Genomic DNA, 21,527 nt, shown 5'->3' with positions numbered 1-21,527 from the left:
GGGGGCTTTTTTTATGGCCTTTCGGCCTTCCGGTTTTAGGGGTCAGGGGAGCGGTTTACGCCTCAGCTCGCCGTCAATCGTTGCGGTCTCTCCCGAGGCAGTTTTAAGGATGATCGACCAGCCCTGAAGCTCTTTTCCGTGATGGTGCATGCTTTCCGTTGCTTCCAGGCGTGGGTCCAGCCAGCCAAAACTGGCACTTTGTGACAGTATCGCCCACTCTCCACTTCCATCATCGATCCTCCCTGGTAGATTCTGTGCGTTTGGCAGAGCCCGCCAGCTCGGGCTGTCGGTATTGACCATAACGCTCTTGCCTGTAAACCTGAGAAAAGCCTCGTTTTGGGTTCCCAGCACTGTAAGCGGGGTGTCTCCCCGATAGCTCAACAGGATACCCGGGCGTGGAGCATCCAGAATCATGGCGTTCAAACCCTGAATATTCGGCTGTGCGGTAATGCGGGCCTGCACGATCTCAGAGGGAGCGCCCTCTGCGTCAGGTGCCCCGTGTGCCCCTGCTGGCCCAGAGGCCATCAAGGGCAGCAGGCTGAACAAAACCAGTGGCAACCCGCCAGTGCTGATTCGTTCGTTTTTCATAATATGGCTCCCGTTGCCTGTTTACAGAATCTCAAGTGTTGATTCGATAAATCCGTCGGCGGTTGTGGTGTCGCCCGCTACCTGGGCTGGCGCCATGCATTCTAGATTCTCGTTGACCACGGTGATGGGAGCCGATTCCGATGGCACCCTTCCTCCAGTAGTCTGTTTGCTCACGAACAGCATGTATTCGCCGGCGGGGACCACGTTGTGGTTGTCTGGCATTTTCAGGGTCAGCTTGTTGCCATTGCCGCTTTCCATGATCATTTCAATGGCGCGCTGGTCGCCATCAATTACATGGGTCATGACCGTCCGGCGAATCAGCAGCGCCTTGTCGATCTGGTCTGCCTGGTCAACCTTTATGTTGAAGCGATCACCAACAGTCAGGTTGCGTGGTGCGCTCTGGATCTTCGGGCGGTCATCACGCATGGCGTAGGGCGGTGTGTAGATTTCGAAGCTCGGATCCCGTCCATCATACGGCGCCAGGCCGAAGTCCCGGAGATCGACGAAAGTCAGGTAGGCGGTATTGATCGGCGAATGCCCCGCAACCATCACACGACCGTCTTCCATCAGTACGGCAGTGTTGTGGTACGTCCGGGCCCGGTGGCCCGTTGCCATTTCAGTCCAGGTGCCCGTCTCGGGGTCAAATCGCTCAGCCGTGCGAATAGGCCCTTCAAGGCCGGGCGCGACAACGCCATCGCGGTTACCGCCACTGAACACCATGACGCTGCCGTCCGGCATCAGAACATTGGTGCCATACCAGCGTGGCTGGTTGAGCGGGCCAGTAAGACGGGATTCGTAGCCAATTTCATCGCCATTCGTGGTTATCCGGTCGATCCGGCTCTGGTCGGTGGGCAGGTAGCCGCCGGGGTTGGTCAGCAGGGCATAACTGGGCACGCCACCGGCAGTCAACAGCTCGACGTGGGTATATTCGCCGTTGGCATTCGGTTTCAGCGGCAGCATGGTTGAAGAGGTGGAACCGCGCATGCCGCCGGCAATGGCCATTCGGAGGTCTTCTTCAGAAATGCCCAGCTCTGCGCCGCTTTCCAGCAGATCAGACGGAGCTTCCAGGACATCGCCCAGAAGCGAGCCGACCTGATCCAGGGAAAGATTGGTGATGTTCAGTGTGCTGCTGAGTTGACCCAATCCGACTTCATCCAGTCTCAGGGGCAGTCCGGCATAGCCTATGTCGTTCCAGCGCTGGGTTGCAGGATTGTAGCTGGCGACAATGTTCCATAAGGCCTGGTCATAACCCTGGCCAAACGGATTGAATGCCTGGCCTCCGGCGTTATAGAGCACGTGACCGTTGGGCAGGAGATGCATGCGCGGGTAAAGCGGCAGCGACCTGTCTGCGGTAGAGGGGTTCTCTGCCCACGACCCCGCGCAAGGATTGTAGGTTTCCGTTTGAACCACGTTACGACCGCTATTCAGCGGTTCATCCGGGTAGACAGGCTTCAGGAGCTTGGTGACGCCACTGGCAACAAAAACGTCGCCATTGCCGAGGGTGACCAGCGACGGGTACCAGCGGCCGTAGGTCATGTCGCCACTCTGTCGCCAGGTGTTGGTGGCCTCATCGAAAATCCGGGAATTCTTGATCCCCTCCAGTTCCGCGACACCCAGGGGCAGGCCGTCAATGCCGGGCTCCGAGTAATAGTCCGTACCGCCGACGGCCATGACATCACCATTGGCGAGGCCGATAACATCGGAGCAGAACAGGGCACCGTCGTTTTTACTGGTGTTATCTGCAGTATCAATCAAGCCGTCGAGTTCGGTGCCGTTGAGTAGGGTTTCGCTGTCATTGCCGTCCGGGTTGGCGCCGGCATCCAGGGGCGAGGGTTTGATCCAGGACGGGGTGTCGTTTTCATCCAGGGACAGTACCCGGGTCTGGTCATTGACTGAAACTTCGCCAAATTCGGCGACGATCGATAGCTCAACATTCTCAGTGCCTTCCAGCGCGTTCAAATAGAGCAGGCGACCGTCTTTCAGCAGCGCCATGGTGCCTGCGGCTGGCTTGCATTCATCCATGCCATCGGCCCGGGTGATGCATTTTTCGTCGGTTTCAACAGCCCCACCGTCGACGATGATGGTGGGTTCCGCAAAAGGTTCGCTGAAACGCCCCTTTTCGGAGTGCTCCTCTGCCAGAGTCGTCTGGCTTGATGACTCCTCGTTAGAGGTCCCGAGGAGGCCGCCCAGCAGACCCGCGCTGGCGGTCGTGGACCCCGCAATGAGGAGAAACGAACCGGTAAGCTGACACAATCGATTGCGATGTGTGGACATAAAGCTCTCCTGATCTTGTTGTTGTCGAAGTGGGATCTGGTATCCCGCTTGCAGAAACGGATCAGGGGCTTCAAAAGTTGCAGTAATTGTGAAAAAAGTGAATTCTACAGGCCGAGATCGCCCAGAAGAGCACTGAGAGTGGCTTTTCCTTTTTTCTGATTGGCTTCCACATCCAGGTCGCCGGTGCCTTCCCACTTCAGGTCTTCCTCGGGCAGTTCATCCAGAAATCGGCTCGGGATGGTTTCCAGCTTTTCTCCGTACTGTTTCCGGGTTGCCGCATAGGTCAGGGTCAATGTTTCACGGGCCCGGGTAATACCCACGTACATCAGCCGCCGTTCCTCCTCGATGTTGCCTTCCTCAATACTGCTGCGGTGGGGCAGGATTTCTTCTTCAAGCCCCATGATGAACACGTGGGGAAACTCCAGGCCTTTCGACGCATGGAGGGTGAGCAACTGAACCTTGTCGCTGTCGTCGTCTTCTTCCCGCTGTTCCATCATGTCCCGCAGGATCAGCTTGGTAATGGCATCTTCGATACCGAGCTCATCCGCCGTCCCCTTGCCGTCATCGAGCATGCGCTGGATCGATTCCACCAGGTACCAGATGTTTTCCATCTTTCGCTCGGCCTGCTTGGGCGTACCTGAGTGCTGGTGCAGCCACTCCTCGTACTCTATGTCCGTGAACAGCTGCTTGATGACGGGTATCGGATTCTCGCTGTGAAGCCGCTCGCAGGTGGCATCTACCCAGTGAGCAAAGCGCCGGAGACGATCCAGCCCCTTCTCGGTCACATGGGTCTCTGCCCCCATGTCGCCCAGGGCCTTGAACAGACTGACATTGCGGGAACGGGCATAGTGGCTGAGCTGCTCCAGGGTGCGTGGACCGATTTCCCGGCGGGGCACGTTGACCACCCGCAGGAACGCGGCGTCGTCGTCCGGGTTGATCAACAGCCGCAGGTAGGACATGGCGTCCTTGATCTCGTTCTTCGAGAAAAAGGACTGGCCGCCGGAGATGCGGTAGGGGATCTGGTAGGCCTGCAGCTTCATTTCCAGCAGTCGAGCCTGGTGGTTACCCCGATACAGCACGGCAAAGTCCCGGAAATCGAGGCCTTTTTTCAGCTTCTGATCGAGAATCTCGGTGGCAACCCGGTCGGTCTCCGCGTCTTCGTTGCGGCAACGGACAATCCGGATTTCCTCGCCGATGGTGTGATCGCTCCACAGAGCTTTTTCAAACACGTGGGGGTTGTTGGCGATCACGGTGTTGGCACCGCGCAGGATCCGGGCGGTGGACCGGTAATTCTGCTCAAGCTTGACGATTTTCAGGCTCGGGAAGTCTTCCTTGAGCTGGGCCAGGTTTTCCGGTCGGGCGCCGCGCCAGGCGTAGATCGACTGATCGTCGTCACCAACCACGGTGAATGCGGCCCGCTCGGCCACCAGCAGTTTGACCAGTTCGTACTGGCACACGTTGGTGTCCTGGTATTCATCCACCAGCATGTAGCGGATCTTCCGGCGCCATTTGGCGAGAACGTCCGGGTGCGAGCGGAACAGCATCACCGGCAGCAGGATCAGGTCGTCGAAATCCACTGCGTTGTAGGCCTTCAGGTACTCGTTGTATTTCTTGTAGATGATGGCGATGCGCTGTTCCCGATCATCCGCGGCCTTGCTCAGGACTTCGGCCGGTCCCCGCATGGCGTTCTTCCAGGATGAAATCGTCATCTGGATATCGTTGAGTTCGTCCCCGGCCTCGGCACTGGCTTCCTGTAACATGAGGTCCTGCAACAGTGCCTTGGCATCCTCGGCATCAAAAATGGAAAAACCCGGGTGGTAGCCGAGATGAGTGTGCTCTTCCCGGATCATATTGAGGCCAAGATTATGAAAAGTGGATACAATCAGGCCCCGGGTGAGCTTCCGCTCAACGATCCGGCCAACCCGCTCTTTCATTTCCCGGGCGGCCTTGTTGGTGAAGGTGACTGCGGCAATATGACGCCCCGGGATTCCAAGTTGCTCGATCAGGTAAGCAACCTTGCGGGTGATCACACTGGTCTTGCCACTGCCGGCACCGGCAAGCACCAGCATGGGGCCATCCGCATAGCGGACTGCTTCGCTTTGTCTGGGGTTGAGCTTGTTCACAAATAAATGGCCAGAATGGAACGAAATGGGGATAACGGACGTGGGCCTATTCTACACCAGACGGAGTTACTGTACCTTGGGGATCTATCGACTATGATTAATAGAACGGACTCGGTTGTTCACGCATAAATGGATCCTGCTTGATGACACTGCCACTGGAAACCATGAGGCCCGGACAATTGCGCCTTTTGGTTCTGACACCAGATTACGCTGATTTTCTCTGGCTGAATGCGCTTCTGGCGGGCGACGTCGAAATCATTGCGGACGCGACCTGGTGCCCGGATCTGGTGGATTGCGATGATCTGATCCGCAACGCCAGTTTTGATGTCATTGTCTGGGATTGCGTGTTCCACGGCGGGTCTGAAGCCGCCTTCCTGCAGTATCTTGCTGTTGCCAGCAATGAAAAGCCCGTGCTGGCCCTGAGTGCCGAGCCTCCCGGGGAGCGGGCGCCCGAATTACTTGCTGCCGGTGCCGCCGATTATCTCTGTCGCCAGAACCTGGACCACTGGAATTTCCGGCGGGCTGTGAAATGCCTCTGGTACCGGGATCAGCTGTCCGAATCTGCTCACGGCCAACTGGGCCGGGAAGTGGCTACCGGATTTATCAACCGGGACCTGTTCTTCGATCGTCTTCAGCAAGCGCTTTTGCGGGCCGAGCGCGCGGGCCACCGTTTGGCTTTGCTGCATCTCAATATTGATGATTTCCGAAGTATCAACGAGTCGTTCGGCTACCAGAAAAGCGACCAGTTGATGATGAAGCTGGCAGAGCGGCTTCGGCATTCTCTCCGGCGCGTCGATTCGCTGATGCGTATCGGGGGCGACGAGTTGGCTATTATTGTTGAGAAGGTCGAGGACTCTCTGGATATTACCCAGATTATTCGCAAGGTGGTCAACGCCCTTGATGAGCCGGTTACCATAGATGGCCAGACGGTAGTCGTCAGTGTCAGCCTTGGCGTTGCAACTTACCCGGAAGCCGGCGACAGCGCCGAAAATCTGTTGCGCCGGGCAAACCGGGCCATGTTTGAAGCGAAACGGGACCCGGGTACCAGCTACCGCTTCTACGACCGTCAGTTGCACATTTCCGCCGGTTACCAGCTTCGCCTGGAGGCAGACCTGCGTAACGCCCTTCGGGGCAAGGAGCTGGAGCTTTACTATCAGCCCCGGATTGATCTGGCCACCGAGGAAGTTCGGGGCGTGGAATGCCTGCTGCGCTGGAATCATCCGGAGCGTGGGCTTGTGGGGCCGGACGAATTCATCCCGGTGGCCGAGCGCAGCGGGTTGATCGTGCCCATTGGTTACTGGGTCATCGAGCAGGCCTGTAAGCGCCTGCAGGAATCCGCCGAACTCGGCTTCCCCGGCCTGGTGTTTGCCGTCAATCTGTCGTTCCGGCAGTTTCACGATCGCAAGATGACCGAGACCATTTTCCGCATCATCTTCAACGCCAACGTGGATACCAGCCTGCTGGAGCTGGAGCTGACCGAGAGTGCCATGATGCACGACCCGGAGTATGCCCAGCGCTGCCTGAGGGAGTTAAATCAGTTGGGTATCAGCTTCGCCCTTGACGATTTCGGAACCGGCTTTTCCTCTCTGAGCAATCTTCAGCATCTTCCTATCTCGCTGGTGAAAATTGACAAGTCGTTCGTGCAGGAACTGGGTAATTCGGCAGACGCCGAACACATTATCCGGGCCATCATCAGTCTGGCCCATAGCCTTCAGATCAGCGTGGTCGCCGAAGGTGTGGAAACCGAGGGGCAACTGGAGTTTCTGCGCCAGCAGCATTGCGATGAAATTCAGGGCTACTATTACGCCCGGCCCATGCCCTGGGCCGATCTTGTGCAATTCCTGAACAAGCGGGGTCAGGCCGCTTGCCTGCAGCAGTAAGCCGCTGTACCTTTGCTGGTTTATTGGCAAAGCATCAGACAGAGGTTGCATGAACAGTATCTCCAGGCGTATCGCCGACGAACTCGGTGTCCGCGAGCAACAGGTTAATGCCACTGTCGCTCTGCTCGACGAGGGAGCGACCGTCCCGTTTATTGCCCGTTACCGGAAAGAGATCACAGGCTCACTGGACGACAGCCAGCTGAGGAACCTGGAAGAACGTCTGCGCTATCTGCGGGAACTGGAAGACCGTCGTGCCACCATCCTCAAGAGTATCGAGGAGCAGGGCAAGCTGACCGATGAACTCAAGGCCAGCATCAACGAAGCAGATGCCAAGAACCGCCTGGAAGATCTTTACCTGCCGTACAAGCCCAAGCGCCGGACCAAGGCCCAGATTGCCCGCGAGGCTGGCTTGGAGCCCCTCGCCGACGCCCTCTACGACGATCCGACGCTGGATCCTGAAACCACCGCCCAGGGCTACCTGAACAAAGAAGTAGGCGTGGACGATACCAAGGCTGCCCTGGATGGCGCCCGGTACATTCTGATGGAGCGTTTTGCCGAGGATGCCGAGCTGCTGGGCAGCCTGCGTGACTTCATCTGGCAGGAAGGTCAGCTGAAAGTGACGGTGGTGGAAGGCAAGGAGAACGAGGGTGCGAAGTTCCGGGATTATTTCGACCACGTCGAGCCCCTGAAAAAAGTACCATCTCATCGTGCCCTGGCCATCCTGCGGGGCCGGAACGAGGGCGTTCTTGGCTACACCATTGTAATTGGCGATGCCGATGACGACCGCCGCGCACCCCATCCGGCCGAGCAGCGCATCGCCGCCCGCTGGAATATCCGGGACAACGGCCGTGCCGCCGACAAATGGCTCTCGGACGTGGTGCGCTGGACCTGGCGGGTGAAACTCTCCACCCAGATTGAAACCGATCTCATGGCGCAGGTGCGCGAAGCAGCTGAAACTGAAGCCATTAACGTCTTTGCTGCCAATCTCAAGGATCTTCTGCTATTGGCGCCGGCCGGTCCGCGCCCGACCCTGGGCCTGGATCCCGGGCTGCGAACCGGGGTAAAAGTAGCTGTTATTGATGGCACTGGTCAGGTGGCCGGTCACGGTGCCATTTTCCCCCACGCCCCCCAGAACCAGTGGGATCGTTCCATCGAGCAGCTGGCGGCCTGGTGTCGGGAATACAAGATCGAGCTGGTGGCCATCGGCAACGGCACTGCCTCCCGCGAGACGGAGAAGCTGGTTGCCGACCTCAGCAAGCGTTACCCCGAACTGAAGCTGGCCCGGATCGTGGTCAGTGAGTCCGGCGCCTCGGTCTATTCAGCATCCGAGTTCGCCTCCAAAGAACTGCCCGATCTGGATGTCACCATCCGTGGCGCGGTATCCATTGCCCGCCGGCTGCAGGATCCGCTGGCGGAGCTGGTCAAGATTGAGCCGAAATCCATAGGGGTAGGGCAGTACCAGCACGATGTCTCCCAGGTGCAGCTGTCCCGAAGCCTGGATGCCGTGGTGGAAGACTGTGTAAACGGCGTGGGCGTGGATCTGAACACGGCGTCAGCGCCATTGCTGGCAAGGGTCTCGGGCCTGAACCAGACCATCGCCCAGAACATCATTGAGTTCCGCAACCAGAACGGCATGTTCCGCAACCGGAAACAGCTGCTCAAGGTCACCCGGCTCGGTGACCGCACATTCGAGCAGGCGGCGGGCTTTCTGCGTATCGCCAGTGGCGAGAATCCCCTGGACCGGTCGTCCGTTCACCCTGAAGCCTATGGGGTTGTCGAGGCCATCGCCAGGAAAAATAATTGCAAGGTGGGTGATATCATCGGCGATTCTTTTTTCCTGCGTGGTCTGAACCCCCAGGATTACGTAACAGAACAGTTCGGTTTGCCGACTATCAAAGACATTATCTCTGAACTGGAGAAGCCGGGGCGTGATCCTCGCCCTGAATTCCGGTTTGCCAGCTTCGAGGAAGGCGTTGAGACCCTTAATGATCTCAAGCCCGGGATGGTGCTGGAAGGCTCGGTGACCAACGTGACCAACTTTGGCGCGTTTGTGGATATTGGTGTGCATCAGGATGGCCTGGTGCACATTTCCGCGCTGTCCCACACCTTTGTCAAGGATCCCCGGGAAGTGGTCAAGGCCGGAGATATCGTCAAGGTCAAGGTGATGGACGTGGATATCCCGCGCAAGCGAATTGCCCTGACCATGCGTATGGATGATCAGCCAGGCGAGAAAAATGAAGGCAAGCCGATGGCTGCCAATCGCACCGGAGCCAGTCGCAAGGGCGGTAACCGGAACGCCGGTAATGGCGGTTCCGGTCAGAAATCCCCACAGGGCGCCATGGCTGGTGCGCTGGCCCAGGCACTTGCCTCGGCGCGCAAGGACAGCTGACGGGTTTACAATCTTTTCACCGGCCGGTTGCTGACAAGACAGAGCCGGCCGCAGCAGGAGTCCGACCATGGCTGAATCCCGCCATTCCGTATTTCGTCAGTTCGCTGCCAGCGACTGGGATGGTTTTCTCAAGGGTGTTGAAAAAGAAGGGCTGCGGGTGGATCGCAACGGCTTCATCGCCCAGACCCCGCACCCCGAAGTCCTGGGTTCGGCACTGACCCACCCGAGGATCACCACCGATTATTCAGAGGCCTTGCTGGAGCTGATCACGCCGGTGTTCAACAGCACCGGGGGCATGCTGAAATCGCTGCGTGATATCCACACTTTCGTGCAGCAGAACCTTGGCGACGAGGTCTTTTGGGCGGCGAGCATGCCCTGTGAACTGGATGGCGATCCGAGTATTCCCATCGCTGAGTACGGCAGTTCCAACATCGGCCAGCTCAAGCATGTTTACCGGCAGGGTCTGGCGGTGCGTTACGGCCGTATGATGCAGAGCATCGCTGGCGCTCACTATAACCTCTCGCTGCCTGACAGTTTCTGGCAAAAGTGGCAGGAATTGCTCGGCAATGAGCAAAACCTGAAAGACTTCAAATCGGACCAGTATTTCTGGCTGATCCGAAACTTCCGCCGCCGTAGCTGGCTGCTGATGTTGCTGTTTGGTGCCTCGCCGGCGCTGGATGCCAGCTTCGTTGCCGGTGTCAGCCACGACCTCAGCCGGTTTGACGAACGCACCTGGTACGGTGAGTACGCCACCTCCCTGCGCATGGGGGATCTGGGTTACCACAACAATGCTCAGGCTTCCCTGAATATCTGTTTTAATGAGCTCAGTACCTACACCCAGACGCTGGACCGTGCCATCCATACCACCTGGCCGGCCTATGAGGACATCGGCATCCGCCGGGGTGATCAGTTTATCCAGATCAATACCAGCGTCCTGCAGATCGAAAACGAGTATTACAGTGCGATGCGCCCCAAACGCACGACACAGCGGGAAGAAAAGCCCATCCAGGCACTCGAAGCCCGGGGTGTGGAATACATCGAGGTGCGGTGTCTGGATCTTGATCCCTTTTCCCCGGTTGGCGTGAATGAGGCCCAGATCGATTTCCTGGATTTGTTCCTGCTCGACTGCCTGTTGTCGGACTCGCCCCGTATCGGCGATGAAGAGTGTGAGCGCCTGGACGACAACTACAAGGATGTGGTGGCCAACGGACGTTACCGTGAGTTGAAGCTTTGCCGTGGTGGGGCGCGCACCCCTGTGTCAGAGGCCGCGACTGATATTCTGGCGCAACTGGAGCCGTTGGCCGAGTTGCTCGACAGCTGGCAGGGGGGTGACACCTACCGCCGCGCCCTGGCTGCCCAGCGTGAAGTGTTGACTGGTGAATGGACGGTGCCGTCTGCCCGGGTCCTCGATGCCATGCGTTCTTCAGGCCTGGGGCACCGGGAATGGGGTATGGAAATGGCGCAACAGCATCAGCAAACCCTGAGGCAGGAAGGCCTTGATGCCAGTGTGCGCCAGGCGTTTGAAGCCATGACGGCAGACTCCCTGGCCGAGCAGGCGCAGATGGAGCGTGCCGATACCCTGCCGTTCAGTGAGTTTCTGGAGCAATACCTGGCTTCCTGAGCAGGGTGTTGGGGTACCGTCGCAGAAGTCTGCGGACCTGACGCACAGAAACCGAACTAAAGATTTGTCTCCCCCCCCCCCGGTCCGGCTGTTAATTTTTGTAACATCGGGATCGGGAGAGGCGGTTATGGCAAGGGATATCAAACTCGGCTGGGATGTGGAAGCGCTTAACAAGGCCTACCGTCAGGGCTTCATGGCTGCCAATATGGGCATGGATAAAACCCGCTGCCCCTATCGCGGTGAGGTCGTTATTGCGGCGTGGGAGGCTGGCTGGGAGGATGCCGATCAGGTGGCCCGGGATGACCGCGGCCAGGCAAACGATGTTTTTTCACGGATCGCCTGATTCGTCGGCGGGTTCCAGCCTTATTTTTGCACCACAAATTCTGTAAACAGGACGCCGGCAATGCTCTCGTCGGTCTGCTGTTCCTCCAATACCGCGTTTATTCGCCGCCTGGCTTCCTCGCGCAAGACCTCCTGGCCTTCCATGGACGTGAGGCGCCCGGTGTCGGTCTGCTCGCCAAACAGCATCACCAGTTCGTGTCTCAGGCGAGGCATGTGGGCTTCCAGCGCCGGCCGGGTGCTTGTGCTCCGGGCTCGCAGTGTCACGGCGGCTTTCAGGTAGGTCGGCTTGTTGCCAGAAGTGCCTACGTGGGTCACAAAAGGCGGATCCATACTGATGTAGTCGGTTACGCCGCGGTCCTCTTCAGCCACTTCCTCTTCGGTATTTTCCTCATCCTGGGAAATGGCGGGTAAGGGGATCATTGCAAACAACAGCAACAGGAGCGTCAGAACGGATTTTGGCTGGCGTGTCATAGGCTTGAAGTTGATCGTGGTTTAGGGTTAAGTGACGAGAATAGCAGGCCCCGTGGCCGCTTGCAGTTTCAATTCACTATTCGAGGTGTTCTTTTGACCAGCAGATGGGTTTTCGGGCTTATTTTCCTTGTATGTGCCGCGCTTCTGGGTGTGGCTTTTTATATGGAGCATGTGATGGGTCTGGAGCCCTGCCCGCTTTGCTGGTTACAGCGTTTTGGCTTCATGGGAGCTGGTCTGGTGAGTTTCCTGGCCTTCCTTCAGGGCCCCACCGGATTCGGCGTTCGTATCTATGGTTTCCTGCTTGTGCTGACTGCCGGAGCAGGATTGGGTGTCGCCGGTCGGCAACTGTGGCTGCAGAGTCTGCCGGCAGACCAGGTGCCTGCGTGTGGGCCGTCGGTTGACTATATGCTGGATGTCCTGCCCTGGTTTGAGGTTCTGTCTACTGCACTCAAGGGCACCGGAGACTGCGCCGAAGTGGTGTGGCGATTCCTCGGATTGAGCATCCCAGGCTGGACCGCTGTGTTTTTCTCGGTGCTGGTCATTACCGGCCTGGTTGTGATGTTTCGTCGGCAAAAACCCCGGGAATGGATTCGGAGCTGAAACGGTTGCGGGGGACCTTAGCCATGGGGTAACTTGATCCAAACCCAATAAAAATCAAAACCGAAACAGAAGTACCGAAGACAAGCGGGGAACAGGCGTCATGTTGGAAAATTGCCGGAATGCCAGGGAGCGCTGGGGCGGCGTCAGCGAACTGATAGATCGTTGGCTCAAGGAACGTCAGGAGCTACTGGTGCATTACTGCGACCTGTCCGGGGAGAATGACTTCTCGCAGACGGAAGCATTGAAAGAAAAGTTTGTGCGCCTGTGTGAGGTGCTGGTGGATTATGTCTCTACCGGCCACTTCGAAATCTACGAGCAACTGGTCCGTGAAGCCAGGGAATTCAACGACGGCGGCCTGGAATTGGCTGCCAAGGTTTACCCCCGGATTGAGCAGACCACTGAAGTTGCCCTCAACTTCAATGACCGTCTGGATGGCCGGGAATTGTCGGAAGAGGATGTCAAAGAACTGTTCGGCGAGTTGTCGAAGCTGGGTGAAACTCTGGAGACCAGGTTCGAGATGGAGGATTTCCTGATCGAACACCTTCACAATGCCCATGCCGGCAAAGTGGCCTCTGCCTGAGAATCGCCTGAATAAAAAAAGCCCCAGCCGGTAACGCCGGACTGGGGCTTTTTTGTGGCCGCGCCAAAACTCGCTGCGGCCGGCTCGGGCTCAGTCGCCAGAGCCAGGGTTGATTTTGAGCAGTTCGACATCAAACACCAGGGTCTCGTTTGGTCCGATCGCCCGGTTACCACCCGGGCCATAAGCCAGGTCGGATGGAATGTAGAGCTTGTAACGGGCACCCTCACTCATCAGCTGCAGGCCTTCGGTCCAGCCGGGAATCACCTGGTTCAGGGCGAAGGTTACCGGCTCGCCGCGCTCGCGGGAGCTGTCAAATACCTCACCTGACAGCAGTTCACCGGTGTAATGCACCTGAACGGTGTCGGTTGCTGCCGGCTTTTCGCCGTCACCTTGCTCAAGCACTTCGTACTGCAGGCCGGATTCGGTGGTTTCCACACCTTCACGCTCTGCGTTCTCTGCAAGGAAGGCTTCGCCGGCATCCAGGTTCTTCTGGGCCAGTTCTTCCATCTGCTTGCCCTGCTCTTCCTGCAGCTGCTGCTGATATGTCATCAGGGCCTGCTGGATTTCTTCGCGGCTCATGCGCTTGGCTTCATCATCGCCGGCGTGGCCATGCTGGATGCCCTGGAGGAACTGGTCCATTTGCAGGTTCGGCAGGTCGTTACCCATGCGCTCACCCAGAACCAGGCCCATGCCATAGCTGACCTTCTGGTCGGTAGATTCCAGTTTCGGTTGTTCCGGGGCTTCGGGCGGTGTGGAACAGCCGGCAACGAGGCCAGTCACTGCCAGTGCAAGGAGCGTTTTCTTCATTGCATTGTCCTTTAACGTCGGTGCTCGGGGCAGGGCCCCGCGATGTGTTTGTCAGAACGCAGAAGGTAACGGGTTCTGGCGTCAGATGCCACTGAACATGTGTTAAGAAAACGGACGCGTTAACTCAGCTGCCGTTGGTGCCGGCAGAGGACGGTCCCAGAGAGAAAGGGGCATTGTAGGGTGATCGCCAATCTGTTTCCGGTTCCTGGGGCTGAAGGCGCGGAAAGGCCTTGTCACGCCGTTCTATGGCAAGGGTGTTCCAGCGGCCCTGTTCGGGCGGCTGGTCAGCATAGTGCCAGTTGCCGTCGGTATCTTGCCATTTGAACACAATCTCGGGCCCCTCGGTGGGAATGGGTGAGGGCACCAGCCCTTCGAAAGCGGGAATTTCCGGTTGTTCCTCTTCTGCCACTGGTTCGGATACCTGCTCGGGATCGTTCAGACCGAAGAAGATGAGCAATAACAGCAATCCGAGAGCCGGAAATGAGAGCCGTATTAGCCATTTCATCATCATGGCTGGTGGTCTCCCTTTGGAAAGTGGGCCAGGGTATCGGCCAGTGTATTCAGCAGGGGCCTGGCACTGTCCTCAATCGATGAGGTCGGTGCCGCCGCAAACAGATTGTTGATGATCAGCGTGTCGCGTCCCTGCATGTCAGCGTGTTCCGGGTTGTTGGTCATTAGCGTTCGCCAGCTCAGGGCCAGTTCGATCTGTTCGGCTTCAAGCTCCAGGCCCGCGATGCCGGAGCGAAGCTTTTGACAGTTGTCGGCGTTGCCGGGCAGCGATTTTCTCGCACTGCGCAGCGCAACGGTTACACGGTTGCGCCACTCTGTTACGGTAGCGTCCTCGACCCCTGCGAAGACCCTGCCAGAGAGTGCAAGCCAGGCGGCACTGAGAATCCGTGTCACGCTCCAGCCCTGATTCTGCAGCGCCAGGCAGCTGTTCTGAACGCCCGGACGTTTCCAGAACGCCAATGCAAAACGCCAGAGCGGGTTCTCCGGTTCCATATCGGCTGGCAATTCCAGCGGCGGTGTCGAAAAATCCGGGATGGTAGCCGAGCCGACCGACATAGGCGCTGTGCCTTCCCTGAACACTTTACGTTGATAAAATGAAAACATGTTAACGATAACCGATCTCAGTTTACAACGGGGCGGCCTCTGGTTGCTAGAATCCGTCAGCCTGACGGTGCAACCCGGTCAGCGTGTCGCTATCGTGGGTGCCAATGGTGCCGGCAAATCCAGTCTTTTCCAGCTCTTGCTGGGCCAGTTGGCGCCGGAGCAGGGCGCGGTCTCCCTGCCCGGTGGTTGCCGGATTGCCCATATGGCGCAGGAAATCGAAGCGACCAACCGTAGCGCCCGGGATTTTGTCCTTGATGGCGATCTGGATTTGCGTCGCCTGGAAGCGGAGCTTGCAACGGCGGAAAGCGCCGGTGATGACCATGCTATTGCCCGAATACACGGGGAACTGGATGTGCACGAGGCCTGGTCTGCAGCCCGCAGGGCCGAGGCTTTGCTGCGGGGGCTGGGATTCACTGACGAAGATGCCGACCGCCCGGTGTCGGCGTTTTCCGGTGGCTGGCGGATCCGGCTGAACCTGGCCCAGGCTCTGATGCGACCTTCCGATCTGCTGCTTCTGGATGAACCCACCAATCACCTGGATCTGGATGCCTGTCTGTGGCTCGAGAACTGGCTGCGCCGCTACCCCGGGACTCTGCTGTTTATCTCTCACGACCGTGATTTCATGGATCGGGTCGCCACCCATGTGGTGCACTTCGACCGGCGAAATCTGGAGCTGTATACGGGTAATTACTCAGCCTTTGAAGGGCAGCGGAGTGAGCGTCTGGCCCAGCAGCAGGCCGGTTTCGAGCGCCAGCAGGCCAGGATCGCCGAAATCCAGCGCTTCATCGACCGATTCAAGGCCAAGGCCACCAAGGCCCGGCAGGCCCAGAGCCGCGTCAAGGCGCTGGAGCGAATGGAGCGCATTGCTCCGGCCCATATTGATTCGCCCTTCAGTTTTGAATTCCCGGTGGCTGAAAAGGTCTCCAATCCCCTGTTATCGATCCGCAATGGCAAGGCCGGCCACGGCAGTACCCCAATCCTCGAAGGAATTAACCTGACCCTGCTGCCCGGCAGCCGGATTGGCCTGCTGGGCCCCAATGGCGCCGGCAAGTCCACGCTGATGGATGCGCTTAGGGGCGAGGGCACTTTGTTGTCCGGGGATCGCACCTGTGGCGAGCATCTGGCTATCGGCTATTTTGCCCAGCATCAGCTGGAGTCGCTGGATCTGGATGCCAGCCCTTTCCTGCATCTTCAGCGTCTGTCCCCAAAGGCTTCAGAACAGAGTATCCGGAACTTCCTGGGTGGCTTTGATTTTCATGGTGATGAAGCCCTGAGCGCTATCCGATCGTTTTCCGGTGGCGAAAAGGCCCGGGTGGCGTTGGCTGTGATTGCCTGGCAAAAACCGAACCTGCTCCTGCTGGACGAACCGACTAACCATCTGGACCTGGAAATGCGCCAGGCTCTGACTATGGCGCTGCAGAACTTTGAAGGTGCCATTGTGGTGGTCTCACACGACCGGCATCTGCTGAGAAATACGGTGGACGAGTTCTGGCTGGTCAATGACGGCCGGGTAACGGAATATCAGGGCGACCTGGAGGATTACGAGCGTTGGCTGGCGGACCGTCGGAAAGACGACACGGAAGCACCAAAACGAATGCCAGCCGGGCAGCAGGCTGTCGAAGAGATTGCCGAGGCGGTGGGTGAGAGTGCCGAGGATCGGAAGGCGCGCAAGCGGGTCGAGGCCGCACTTCGTCAGAAGCTCAGTCCCTATCGTAAGAGGCAGAGTGCGCTGGAAAAGGAAATGGATCAGCTTCAACAGAAGCTGTCAGCTCTGGAAGAGCAGCTGTCCGACCCGGGCCTTTACGACGACAGTGGCAAGGCGCGCCTTAAAGAGCTGTTGGGTGAGCAGGCTACTGCAACCGCCCGCCTCGGAGAGGTGGAGGCACAGTGGCTTGAGGTCAGTGAAGAAGTGGAATCGCTGGAGGCAGAGCTGGCCGGCTGAACGCGGTCAGCCCGCGTTCAGCTCCAGAACAAAATCCTGTTTGGCGAGATAGTCCCGCTCGTTTTCCAGGTCGGCCAGGGTCAGTGGCCTGTCATCCAGCCAGCCTGATGGAAACTCCAGCCTCAGCTTGTCCTTGTGCGCAGTCAGCGTGAAGGCCGGAGGTGTTTCCATATTGCGGGGGTGTTGAATCAGAACGGCCAGGCGCACCAGTACACAAAGGTAACGAAGCCTTGCGATGTCTTCCGGGTCCAGCCCTTCAAAGATCGCAGAGGCAAACTTGCGTCGGTGGCCACGCACCAGTGTGGCAAGGTCCCGCTGGAACTGTTGGGAGAAGCCGGGCAGGTCCGAGTAGCGCAACAGGTAGGCACCGTGCTTGTGATACTGGCTATGGGAAATGGTCAGGCCGATCTCGTGCAGCCGGCAGGCCCAGCGCAGGACTTCTTCATCAGTTGCTGTGTTCAGGCCCCATGCATCGGCCACCTGCTGCCAGGCGGCCACGGCAGTTTCCTCTACGGCGGCACCGTGTTCCTGATCTACATGGTAACGCTCCTGCAGGGCGGATATGGTTCGCTCGCGCACATCCTCGTGCTGGATACGCCCGACAATGTCGTAAAGCAGGCCTTCGCGGAGGGCGCCGTCGGCGAACGACATATCCCGGATGCCCAGAGACTGGAATGCCCCCATCAGGATGGCAAACCCCGCCGGGAAGATGCTCTGGCGATCCGAACGTACACCCAGGTCCCCCAGTTTCTCCGTTTTGCCCATATCCACCAGGCGCTTGCGAAGCTCCTGCATGGCGGCGAGGGTAATGGTGCCGTCGGTGATTTTCAGGGTCGCCAGTATGCTGGCGATGGCCTTGATCGAGCCGGATGAGCCAACCGCGCTCTGCCAGCCCACAGAACGGTAGTGCTGGCGGATATTAAGCAGTTCCTGCTCGGCGTGCGTCACAGCCTTGTCCATCTGCCGCTTGGTGATCTTGCCGTCCGGGAAATACCGGTTCCGGAACGATACGCAGCCCATGTGCAGGCTCTCAAGCTCCTGGGGTTCGAACCGCTGGCCGATGATGAACTCGGTGCTGCCCCCGCCGATATCGATTACCAGCCGACGGCCGATGTCGTCAGACAGGGTGTGGGAGACACCCAGGTAGATCAGGCGAGCTTCCTCCCGACCGGCAATGATCTCCACCGGATAGCCCAGAACCTCCTCGGCCCGCGCCATGAACTGATGGGCGTTGCGGGCGACCCGAAGCGCGTTGGTGCCGACAATTTGCACCGCCTCCGGAGGCATCCCCTTCAGCCGCTGGGCGAACCGGCCCAAGCAGGCCAGGGCGCGTTCCTGGGCATCTTCGGTCAGTCGATTGTACTGATCCAGTCCGGCACCAAGCTGAACTTTTTCTCCCATCTTCTCGAGGGTCCGGATTTCCCCATGCACTAGTCGGGCAACCACCATGTGGAAGCTGTTCGAGCCCATGTCGATGGCTGCCAGCACCTCGGGTGCGGATACAGCTTTTTCGGCGGTGGATGCGGCCGTCACGTGGTCGGAATCCTTTTGATGTGAACGTGCGGGGTACTATAAGCGAAATCCCTCAGGCCTGTCAGTAACCGGAAAACCCGGTATCTGGCCGGGGTCAGGCATGGATCGACCCATGGTAGTGGATCTACCGCTTCACATCCGGCTGATCAATCGCGTAAAGTATGTCTTACAGTGATTTGGGTGAAAGGTTGTCTGCAAACTTGGGCAACCTTCAGCAACAGTCAACAGCACCTGTGCCCGGTCGGGTAATTCCCCGGGATATGCCGTTGTGCAGCAGTAGTGCATGAATCAGGAAAAGGTAATGAGCGGAAATATCGTAAATGTAACCGACGCTTCTTTTGAGCAGGATGTTCTGCAGTCCGACGTCCCCGTACTGGTGGACTACTGGGCCGAGTGGTGCGGTCCCTGCAAGATGATTGCGCCGGTGCTTGAAGAGATTGCCGACGAATACGACGGCAAACTGAAAGTCTGCAAGCTCAACATTGACGAAAACGAGCAGACCCCGCCGAAGTTCAACATCCGTGGCATCCCCACTCTGATGCTGTTCAAGAACGGCAATGTGGACGCCACCAAAGTCGGCGCACTCTCCAAATCCCAGCTGGCGGCCTTCCTGGACAGCAATCTTTGATCGCTGACGGGTCACCAGAAGCCGCCCCTGAACCGAGGTTCACGGGCGGTTTTTTATGGCCGGTTACTTCCAGCCTTGGGATCGCGTCAGATCCGATTCTTTCTGCTCTACCCAGTGCTCTCCATCCGACGCAATTTCCTTCTTCCAGAAGGGTGCTGAGGTCTTCAGAGCATCCATGATGAACTCGCATGCCGCAAAGGCATCTCCACGGTGGGCACTGCAAATCCCCACGAATACAATCTGGTCGCACAGTGCCAGCCGCCCCACCCGGTGAATCACCCGGGCCTTGCGCACATCCCAGCGCATTGAGGCGTCGTCAATAAGCCCCTGGATTACCTGTTCCGTCATCCCGGGATAATGTTCCAGGTAAAGCCCCGTAACACCCTGCAGATCACCACTGTCCCTTACCAGACCGGTAAACGTCGCAATGGCACCTGTGCCAGCATCGCTGTCACGGAGAGCGGCGTATTCGGTGGCAACATCAAAATCATCAGACTGGACCGAAATCATCTCAACCTCCGGTTACCGGTGGGAAAAAAGCCAGCTCATCGCCGGCTTTTACCTCGGAACCCGGTTTCGCCATGGCCTGGTTGATCGCGATCATCACGGGCTGATCGCCCTGCAGCTGGCTCCAGGGCCCGCCCTGCTGAGCCAGTTCTGCCAGCACATCGCCTGCAGTCAGACCGGGCCTGGCGTCGATAGCCAGCAGGTCGGTTTTCAGCTCCTCGCGAAGCCGGGCAAAGAAACGTACCGTAATCGTGTTATCACTCATGGTCAGCTCAACAGTTCCGCAAACGAATAGTAGGTTAGCAGGTCGCCGGGGTTTACCGTGGTATTTTCGGGTACCACGGCCAGACCGTCCGCCCAACAAGTAGAGCTCAGGATGCCGGAGCTCTGATTGGGGTATGCGGCTACCACCGGCTCTGATCCCCGAGTTTCTTTCCGGGCCCTGACAAACTCCCGGCGTATCGACGGCGAGGCAATGGCAAAGTCTGCCGGTATCCGCTCGCCGGAAAGCGTTTTAGGGTTCCGCCCCTGGCGTTTCCGGATATACGGCATGCCCACCATCATAAGAGTGACCAGTACAGACCCCGGGTTACCGGGTAATCCCAGCACAGGCGTGCCGCCGATCGAGCCAAAAGCAACGGGCTTCCCGGGTTTGATCGCCATTTTCCAGAGCGACAGACCGCCGGATTCCTCCAGCACCGCGCGCACGTGGTCTTCCTCACCCACGGATACGCCCCCGCTGGTGATAACCAGATCGGCGGACTCCGCCGCACGTAGCAGCGTTTCGCGGGTAGCCTCGCGTTTGTCCCTCAGCGTCTCGCACAGCACGACGTCGCAGCCGGCCTCGGTGAGTAGCCCCATCAGGGTAAAACGATTGCTGTTATAGATCTGTCCCGGCCCGAGGGGCGCGCCGGGGTCTACCAACTCGTCGCCTGTTGAAAGGATGGCGACTTTAAGCCGCGCCAGAACGGCAACCCGGGCAACGCCCATGGAAGCCAGTAATCCCATTTCGTTGGGGCGCACCTGTGTGCCTTTTGACAAAGCCAGGTCGCCCCGGGTCAGATCCTGGCCCCGGCGGCGAACATTCTGACCTTCGTCCACCTCTGCCTGGACAAGAATGCCGGCGTCCGTCAGCTCAATCCGCTCCTGCATGACCACCGAGTCGGCACCCTCGGGAATCTCCGAGCCGGTAAAAATGCGCGCGGCAGTGCCGGGCTCCAGGGGCTTTGGCGCCTCACCGGCCGGAATCCGCGCCGAGACCGGTATGGGCTGGTCGCCATGCAGATCCTGTTTGCGCAGGGCGTATCCGTCCACTGCACTGTTATCTGCCGGCGGTACGTCAGCCGGTACATAGTGATTCTCAGCGAGGACGCGGCCCAGGGAATCGGCCAGGGCTAGGGTTTCAACCCTGGTGACCACCGGCGCTTCCGACAACAGGTGATCCAGGGCCTCTTCCAGGGGCATGAGGTTTGGCTTGGCCATGAAATCTGAACTCCGATCGGTATGTCTTCTGCCTCAGCGCTTGGCGCGCTGTCCAATGACTTCGTTAAGCCGCGGCATAGGCTTCTCGGGTTTGCGCAAGACCAGCCCCGAGAAATTGCACGGCGTATGCCGGCTGTCCAACTGACTGAGGAGGATGCCGTTCCAGCCGGTACGACAGGCGCCGGTCGAGCCGGGCAGGCAGAAAATCACGGTATGGTTCGCCATGCCCGCCATCGCCCGCGACTGGACCGTGGAGGATCCAATCTCAGCGGCGGACAGGCGACGGAATTCCTCACCAAAGCCTTCAATGGTTTTATCCAGCAAAGGCCTGATTGCCTCCGGTGTGCTGTCCCGTTCAAGCAGGCCGGTACCACCGGTAATGATCACTGCGTGCACTTCCGAGTCGGCGATCCAGTTGGACATCAGCGCCCGCACCAGATAGACATCGTCAGGCAGGATCCGGCGGGCGACCAGGTTGTGGCCGGCTTCGACCACGCTGTCCTCCAGAAACTGCCCGGACGTGTCCTGTTCAGGCCCACGGGTATCGGAGACGGTCAGCAGGGCAAGGTTCAGGGGTTTCATTTCGGTACTGGGTACACTGCTCATGGATGGGCTCCAGAATCGTTGAAAAGTTGTTATACGCCAGT

The 21,527-nt window shown here is 58.6% G+C and carries 20 protein-coding genes; 8 read left to right on the top strand and 12 right to left on the bottom strand.

Annotation, left to right across the window (positions count from 1 at the left end; all coding sequences use genetic code 11):
• Positions 1-42: 42 nt before the first annotated feature.
• From CFT65_RS18810 to rep, 3 genes are all read right to left on the bottom strand, one after another.
• Positions 43-588 carry a hypothetical protein gene (locus CFT65_RS18810; protein ID WP_088829532.1) on the bottom strand — a complete coding sequence of 182 codons (546 nt, stop codon included), beginning with the start codon at positions 586-588 and terminating at the stop codon, positions 43-45.
• Between the two features lie 21 nt (positions 589-609).
• Positions 610-2,862 carry a galactose oxidase-like domain-containing protein gene (locus tag CFT65_RS18805; RefSeq protein ID WP_088829531.1) on the bottom strand — a complete coding sequence of 751 codons (2,253 nt, stop codon included), beginning with the start codon at positions 2,860-2,862 and terminating at the stop codon, positions 610-612.
• 104 nt (positions 2,863-2,966) lie between these two features.
• Positions 2,967-4,985 carry a DNA helicase Rep gene (rep, locus tag CFT65_RS18800; RefSeq protein WP_088829530.1) on the bottom strand — a complete coding sequence of 673 codons (2,019 nt, stop codon included), beginning with the start codon at positions 4,983-4,985 and terminating at the stop codon, positions 2,967-2,969.
• 143 nt (positions 4,986-5,128) lie between these two features.
• Between rep and CFT65_RS18795 the strand changes: the two genes are divergently transcribed.
• The 4 genes from CFT65_RS18795 to rmf all read left to right on the top strand — a co-directional run bounded on the left by CFT65_RS18795 (position 5,129) and on the right by rmf (position 11,218).
• Positions 5,129-6,865: a putative bifunctional diguanylate cyclase/phosphodiesterase gene (locus CFT65_RS18795; protein ID WP_088829529.1), complete on the top strand. Its 1,737-nt coding sequence runs from the start codon at positions 5,129-5,131 to the stop codon at positions 6,863-6,865.
• A 49-nt stretch (positions 6,866-6,914) separates the two neighbouring features.
• On the top strand, positions 6,915-9,254 hold the full coding sequence (locus CFT65_RS18790; protein ID WP_088829528.1) for a Tex family protein: 2,340 nt from the start codon (positions 6,915-6,917) through the stop codon (positions 9,252-9,254).
• A 67-nt stretch (positions 9,255-9,321) separates the two neighbouring features.
• Positions 9,322-10,875, top strand: coding sequence for a glutamate--cysteine ligase (gene gshA, locus CFT65_RS18785; protein WP_088829527.1), 1,554 nt, complete (start codon positions 9,322-9,324; stop codon positions 10,873-10,875).
• Between the two features lie 127 nt (positions 10,876-11,002).
• Positions 11,003-11,218, top strand: a complete 216-nt coding sequence (gene rmf / locus CFT65_RS18780) for a ribosome modulation factor (protein WP_088829526.1) — start codon at positions 11,003-11,005, stop codon at positions 11,216-11,218.
• A gap of 20 nt (positions 11,219-11,238) precedes the next feature.
• Here rmf and CFT65_RS18775 read toward each other — a convergent pair whose 3' ends face one another.
• On the bottom strand, positions 11,239-11,688 hold the full coding sequence (locus tag CFT65_RS18775) for a flagellar basal body-associated FliL family protein (protein WP_088829525.1): 450 nt from the start codon (positions 11,686-11,688) through the stop codon (positions 11,239-11,241).
• Between the two features lie 93 nt (positions 11,689-11,781).
• Here CFT65_RS18775 and CFT65_RS18770 point away from each other — a divergent pair, with 93 nt between their 5' ends.
• Positions 11,782-12,288, top strand: coding sequence for a disulfide bond formation protein B (locus CFT65_RS18770; RefSeq protein ID WP_172408512.1), 507 nt, complete (start codon positions 11,782-11,784; stop codon positions 12,286-12,288).
• A 100-nt stretch (positions 12,289-12,388) separates the two neighbouring features.
• Entirely contained in the window at positions 12,389-12,868 is a 480-nt protein-coding gene (gene rsd, locus CFT65_RS18765) for a sigma D regulator (protein ID WP_088829523.1), read from the top strand.
• A gap of 90 nt (positions 12,869-12,958) precedes the next feature.
• On the opposite strand, the gene CFT65_RS18760 is transcribed toward rsd, so the two are convergent.
• The 3 genes from CFT65_RS18760 to CFT65_RS18750 form a co-directional block, all read right to left on the bottom strand.
• Positions 12,959-13,675 (bottom strand): FKBP-type peptidyl-prolyl cis-trans isomerase, encoded by a 717-nt coding sequence (locus CFT65_RS18760; protein ID WP_088829522.1) that lies wholly within the window; start codon positions 13,673-13,675, stop codon positions 12,959-12,961.
• Between the two features lie 124 nt (positions 13,676-13,799).
• Positions 13,800-14,186, bottom strand: coding sequence for a DUF4124 domain-containing protein (locus CFT65_RS18755; RefSeq protein ID WP_088829521.1), 387 nt, complete (start codon positions 14,184-14,186; stop codon positions 13,800-13,802).
• Positions 14,183-14,740, bottom strand: coding sequence for a TIGR02444 family protein (locus CFT65_RS18750; protein WP_088829520.1), 558 nt, complete (start codon positions 14,738-14,740; stop codon positions 14,183-14,185). The genes CFT65_RS18755 and CFT65_RS18750 overlap by 4 nt, the downstream gene beginning before the upstream one ends.
• A gap of 46 nt (positions 14,741-14,786) precedes the next feature.
• Here CFT65_RS18750 and CFT65_RS18745 point away from each other — a divergent pair, with 46 nt between their 5' ends.
• Positions 14,787-16,730, top strand: coding sequence for an ATP-binding cassette domain-containing protein (locus CFT65_RS18745; RefSeq protein WP_088829519.1), 1,944 nt, complete (start codon positions 14,787-14,789; stop codon positions 16,728-16,730).
• A 6-nt stretch (positions 16,731-16,736) separates the two neighbouring features.
• Here the strand turns inward: CFT65_RS18745 and ppx are convergent, their stop codons facing one another.
• A complete protein-coding gene (gene ppx, locus CFT65_RS18740) occupies positions 16,737-18,263 on the bottom strand; it encodes an exopolyphosphatase (protein ID WP_088829518.1) in 1,527 nt (508 codons plus the stop codon).
• Between the two features lie 301 nt (positions 18,264-18,564).
• Between ppx and trxA the strand changes: the two genes are divergently transcribed.
• The gene (trxA, locus tag CFT65_RS18735) at positions 18,565-18,891 is read left to right on the top strand and encodes a thioredoxin TrxA (RefSeq protein WP_008169901.1); all 327 of its coding nucleotides are present in this window, start codon (positions 18,565-18,567) and stop codon (positions 18,889-18,891) included.
• A gap of 63 nt (positions 18,892-18,954) precedes the next feature.
• Here the strand turns inward: trxA and CFT65_RS18730 are convergent, their stop codons facing one another.
• The 4 genes from CFT65_RS18730 to moaB are packed head-to-tail and all read right to left on the bottom strand — an operon-like array spanning position 18,955 to position 21,486.
• Positions 18,955-19,401, bottom strand: coding sequence for a molybdenum cofactor biosynthesis protein MoaE (locus CFT65_RS18730; RefSeq protein ID WP_088829517.1), 447 nt, complete (start codon positions 19,399-19,401; stop codon positions 18,955-18,957).
• A 1-nt stretch (position 19,402) separates the two neighbouring features.
• Positions 19,403-19,663 (bottom strand): MoaD/ThiS family protein, encoded by a 261-nt coding sequence (locus CFT65_RS18725; protein WP_088829516.1) that lies wholly within the window; start codon positions 19,661-19,663, stop codon positions 19,403-19,405.
• Positions 19,664-19,665: 2 nt separating this feature from the next.
• Positions 19,666-20,880 carry a gephyrin-like molybdotransferase Glp gene (gene glp / locus CFT65_RS18720; RefSeq protein WP_088829515.1) on the bottom strand — a complete coding sequence of 405 codons (1,215 nt, stop codon included), beginning with the start codon at positions 20,878-20,880 and terminating at the stop codon, positions 19,666-19,668.
• Positions 20,881-20,913: 33 nt separating this feature from the next.
• On the bottom strand, positions 20,914-21,486 hold the full coding sequence (gene moaB / locus CFT65_RS18715) for a molybdenum cofactor biosynthesis protein B (protein ID WP_088829514.1): 573 nt from the start codon (positions 21,484-21,486) through the stop codon (positions 20,914-20,916).
• Positions 21,487-21,527: the final 41 nt, after the last annotated feature.

It is taken from the genome of Marinobacter sp. es.048 (assembly GCF_900188435.1).
In the GTDB taxonomy this organism is placed as follows: Bacteria; Pseudomonadota; Gammaproteobacteria; order Pseudomonadales; family Oleiphilaceae; genus Marinobacter.
This window is presented reverse-complemented; position numbering and strand designations above follow the sequence as displayed.

Excerpts from the sequence above, each read along its gene's own strand:
- CFT65_RS18730 (WP_088829517.1), bottom strand. The coding sequence starts at position 19,401 with ATGATTTCGGTCCAGTCTGATGATTTTGATGTTGCCACCGAATACGCC.
- CFT65_RS18805 (WP_088829531.1), bottom strand. The coding sequence starts at position 2,862 with ATGTCCACACATCGCAATCGATTGTGTCAGCTTACCGGTTCGTTTCTC.
- CFT65_RS18745 (WP_088829519.1), top strand. The coding sequence starts at position 14,787 with ATGTTAACGATAACCGATCTCAGTTTACAACGGGGCGGCCTCTGGTTG.
- gshA (WP_088829527.1), top strand. The coding sequence starts at position 9,322 with ATGGCTGAATCCCGCCATTCCGTATTTCGTCAGTTCGCTGCCAGCGAC.
- CFT65_RS18750 (WP_088829520.1), bottom strand. The coding sequence starts at position 14,740 with ATGTCGGTCGGCTCGGCTACCATCCCGGATTTTTCGACACCGCCGCTG.
- CFT65_RS18725 (WP_088829516.1), bottom strand. The coding sequence starts at position 19,663 with ATGAGTGATAACACGATTACGGTACGTTTCTTTGCCCGGCTTCGCGAG.
- CFT65_RS18755 (WP_088829521.1), bottom strand. The coding sequence starts at position 14,186 with ATGATGATGAAATGGCTAATACGGCTCTCATTTCCGGCTCTCGGATTG.
- CFT65_RS18775 (WP_088829525.1), bottom strand. The coding sequence starts at position 11,688 with ATGACACGCCAGCCAAAATCCGTTCTGACGCTCCTGTTGCTGTTGTTT.
- moaB (WP_088829514.1), bottom strand. The coding sequence starts at position 21,486 with ATGAGCAGTGTACCCAGTACCGAAATGAAACCCCTGAACCTTGCCCTG.
- rsd (WP_088829523.1), top strand. The coding sequence starts at position 12,389 with ATGTTGGAAAATTGCCGGAATGCCAGGGAGCGCTGGGGCGGCGTCAGC.
- CFT65_RS18790 (WP_088829528.1), top strand. The coding sequence starts at position 6,915 with ATGAACAGTATCTCCAGGCGTATCGCCGACGAACTCGGTGTCCGCGAG.
- CFT65_RS18810 (WP_088829532.1), bottom strand. The coding sequence starts at position 588 with ATGAAAAACGAACGAATCAGCACTGGCGGGTTGCCACTGGTTTTGTTC.
- CFT65_RS18760 (WP_088829522.1), bottom strand. The coding sequence starts at position 13,675 with ATGAAGAAAACGCTCCTTGCACTGGCAGTGACTGGCCTCGTTGCCGGC.
- glp (WP_088829515.1), bottom strand. The coding sequence starts at position 20,880 with ATGGCCAAGCCAAACCTCATGCCCCTGGAAGAGGCCCTGGATCACCTG.
- CFT65_RS18795 (WP_088829529.1), top strand. The coding sequence starts at position 5,129 with ATGACACTGCCACTGGAAACCATGAGGCCCGGACAATTGCGCCTTTTG.
- rmf (WP_088829526.1), top strand. The coding sequence starts at position 11,003 with ATGGCAAGGGATATCAAACTCGGCTGGGATGTGGAAGCGCTTAACAAG.
- trxA (WP_008169901.1), top strand. The coding sequence starts at position 18,565 with ATGAGCGGAAATATCGTAAATGTAACCGACGCTTCTTTTGAGCAGGAT.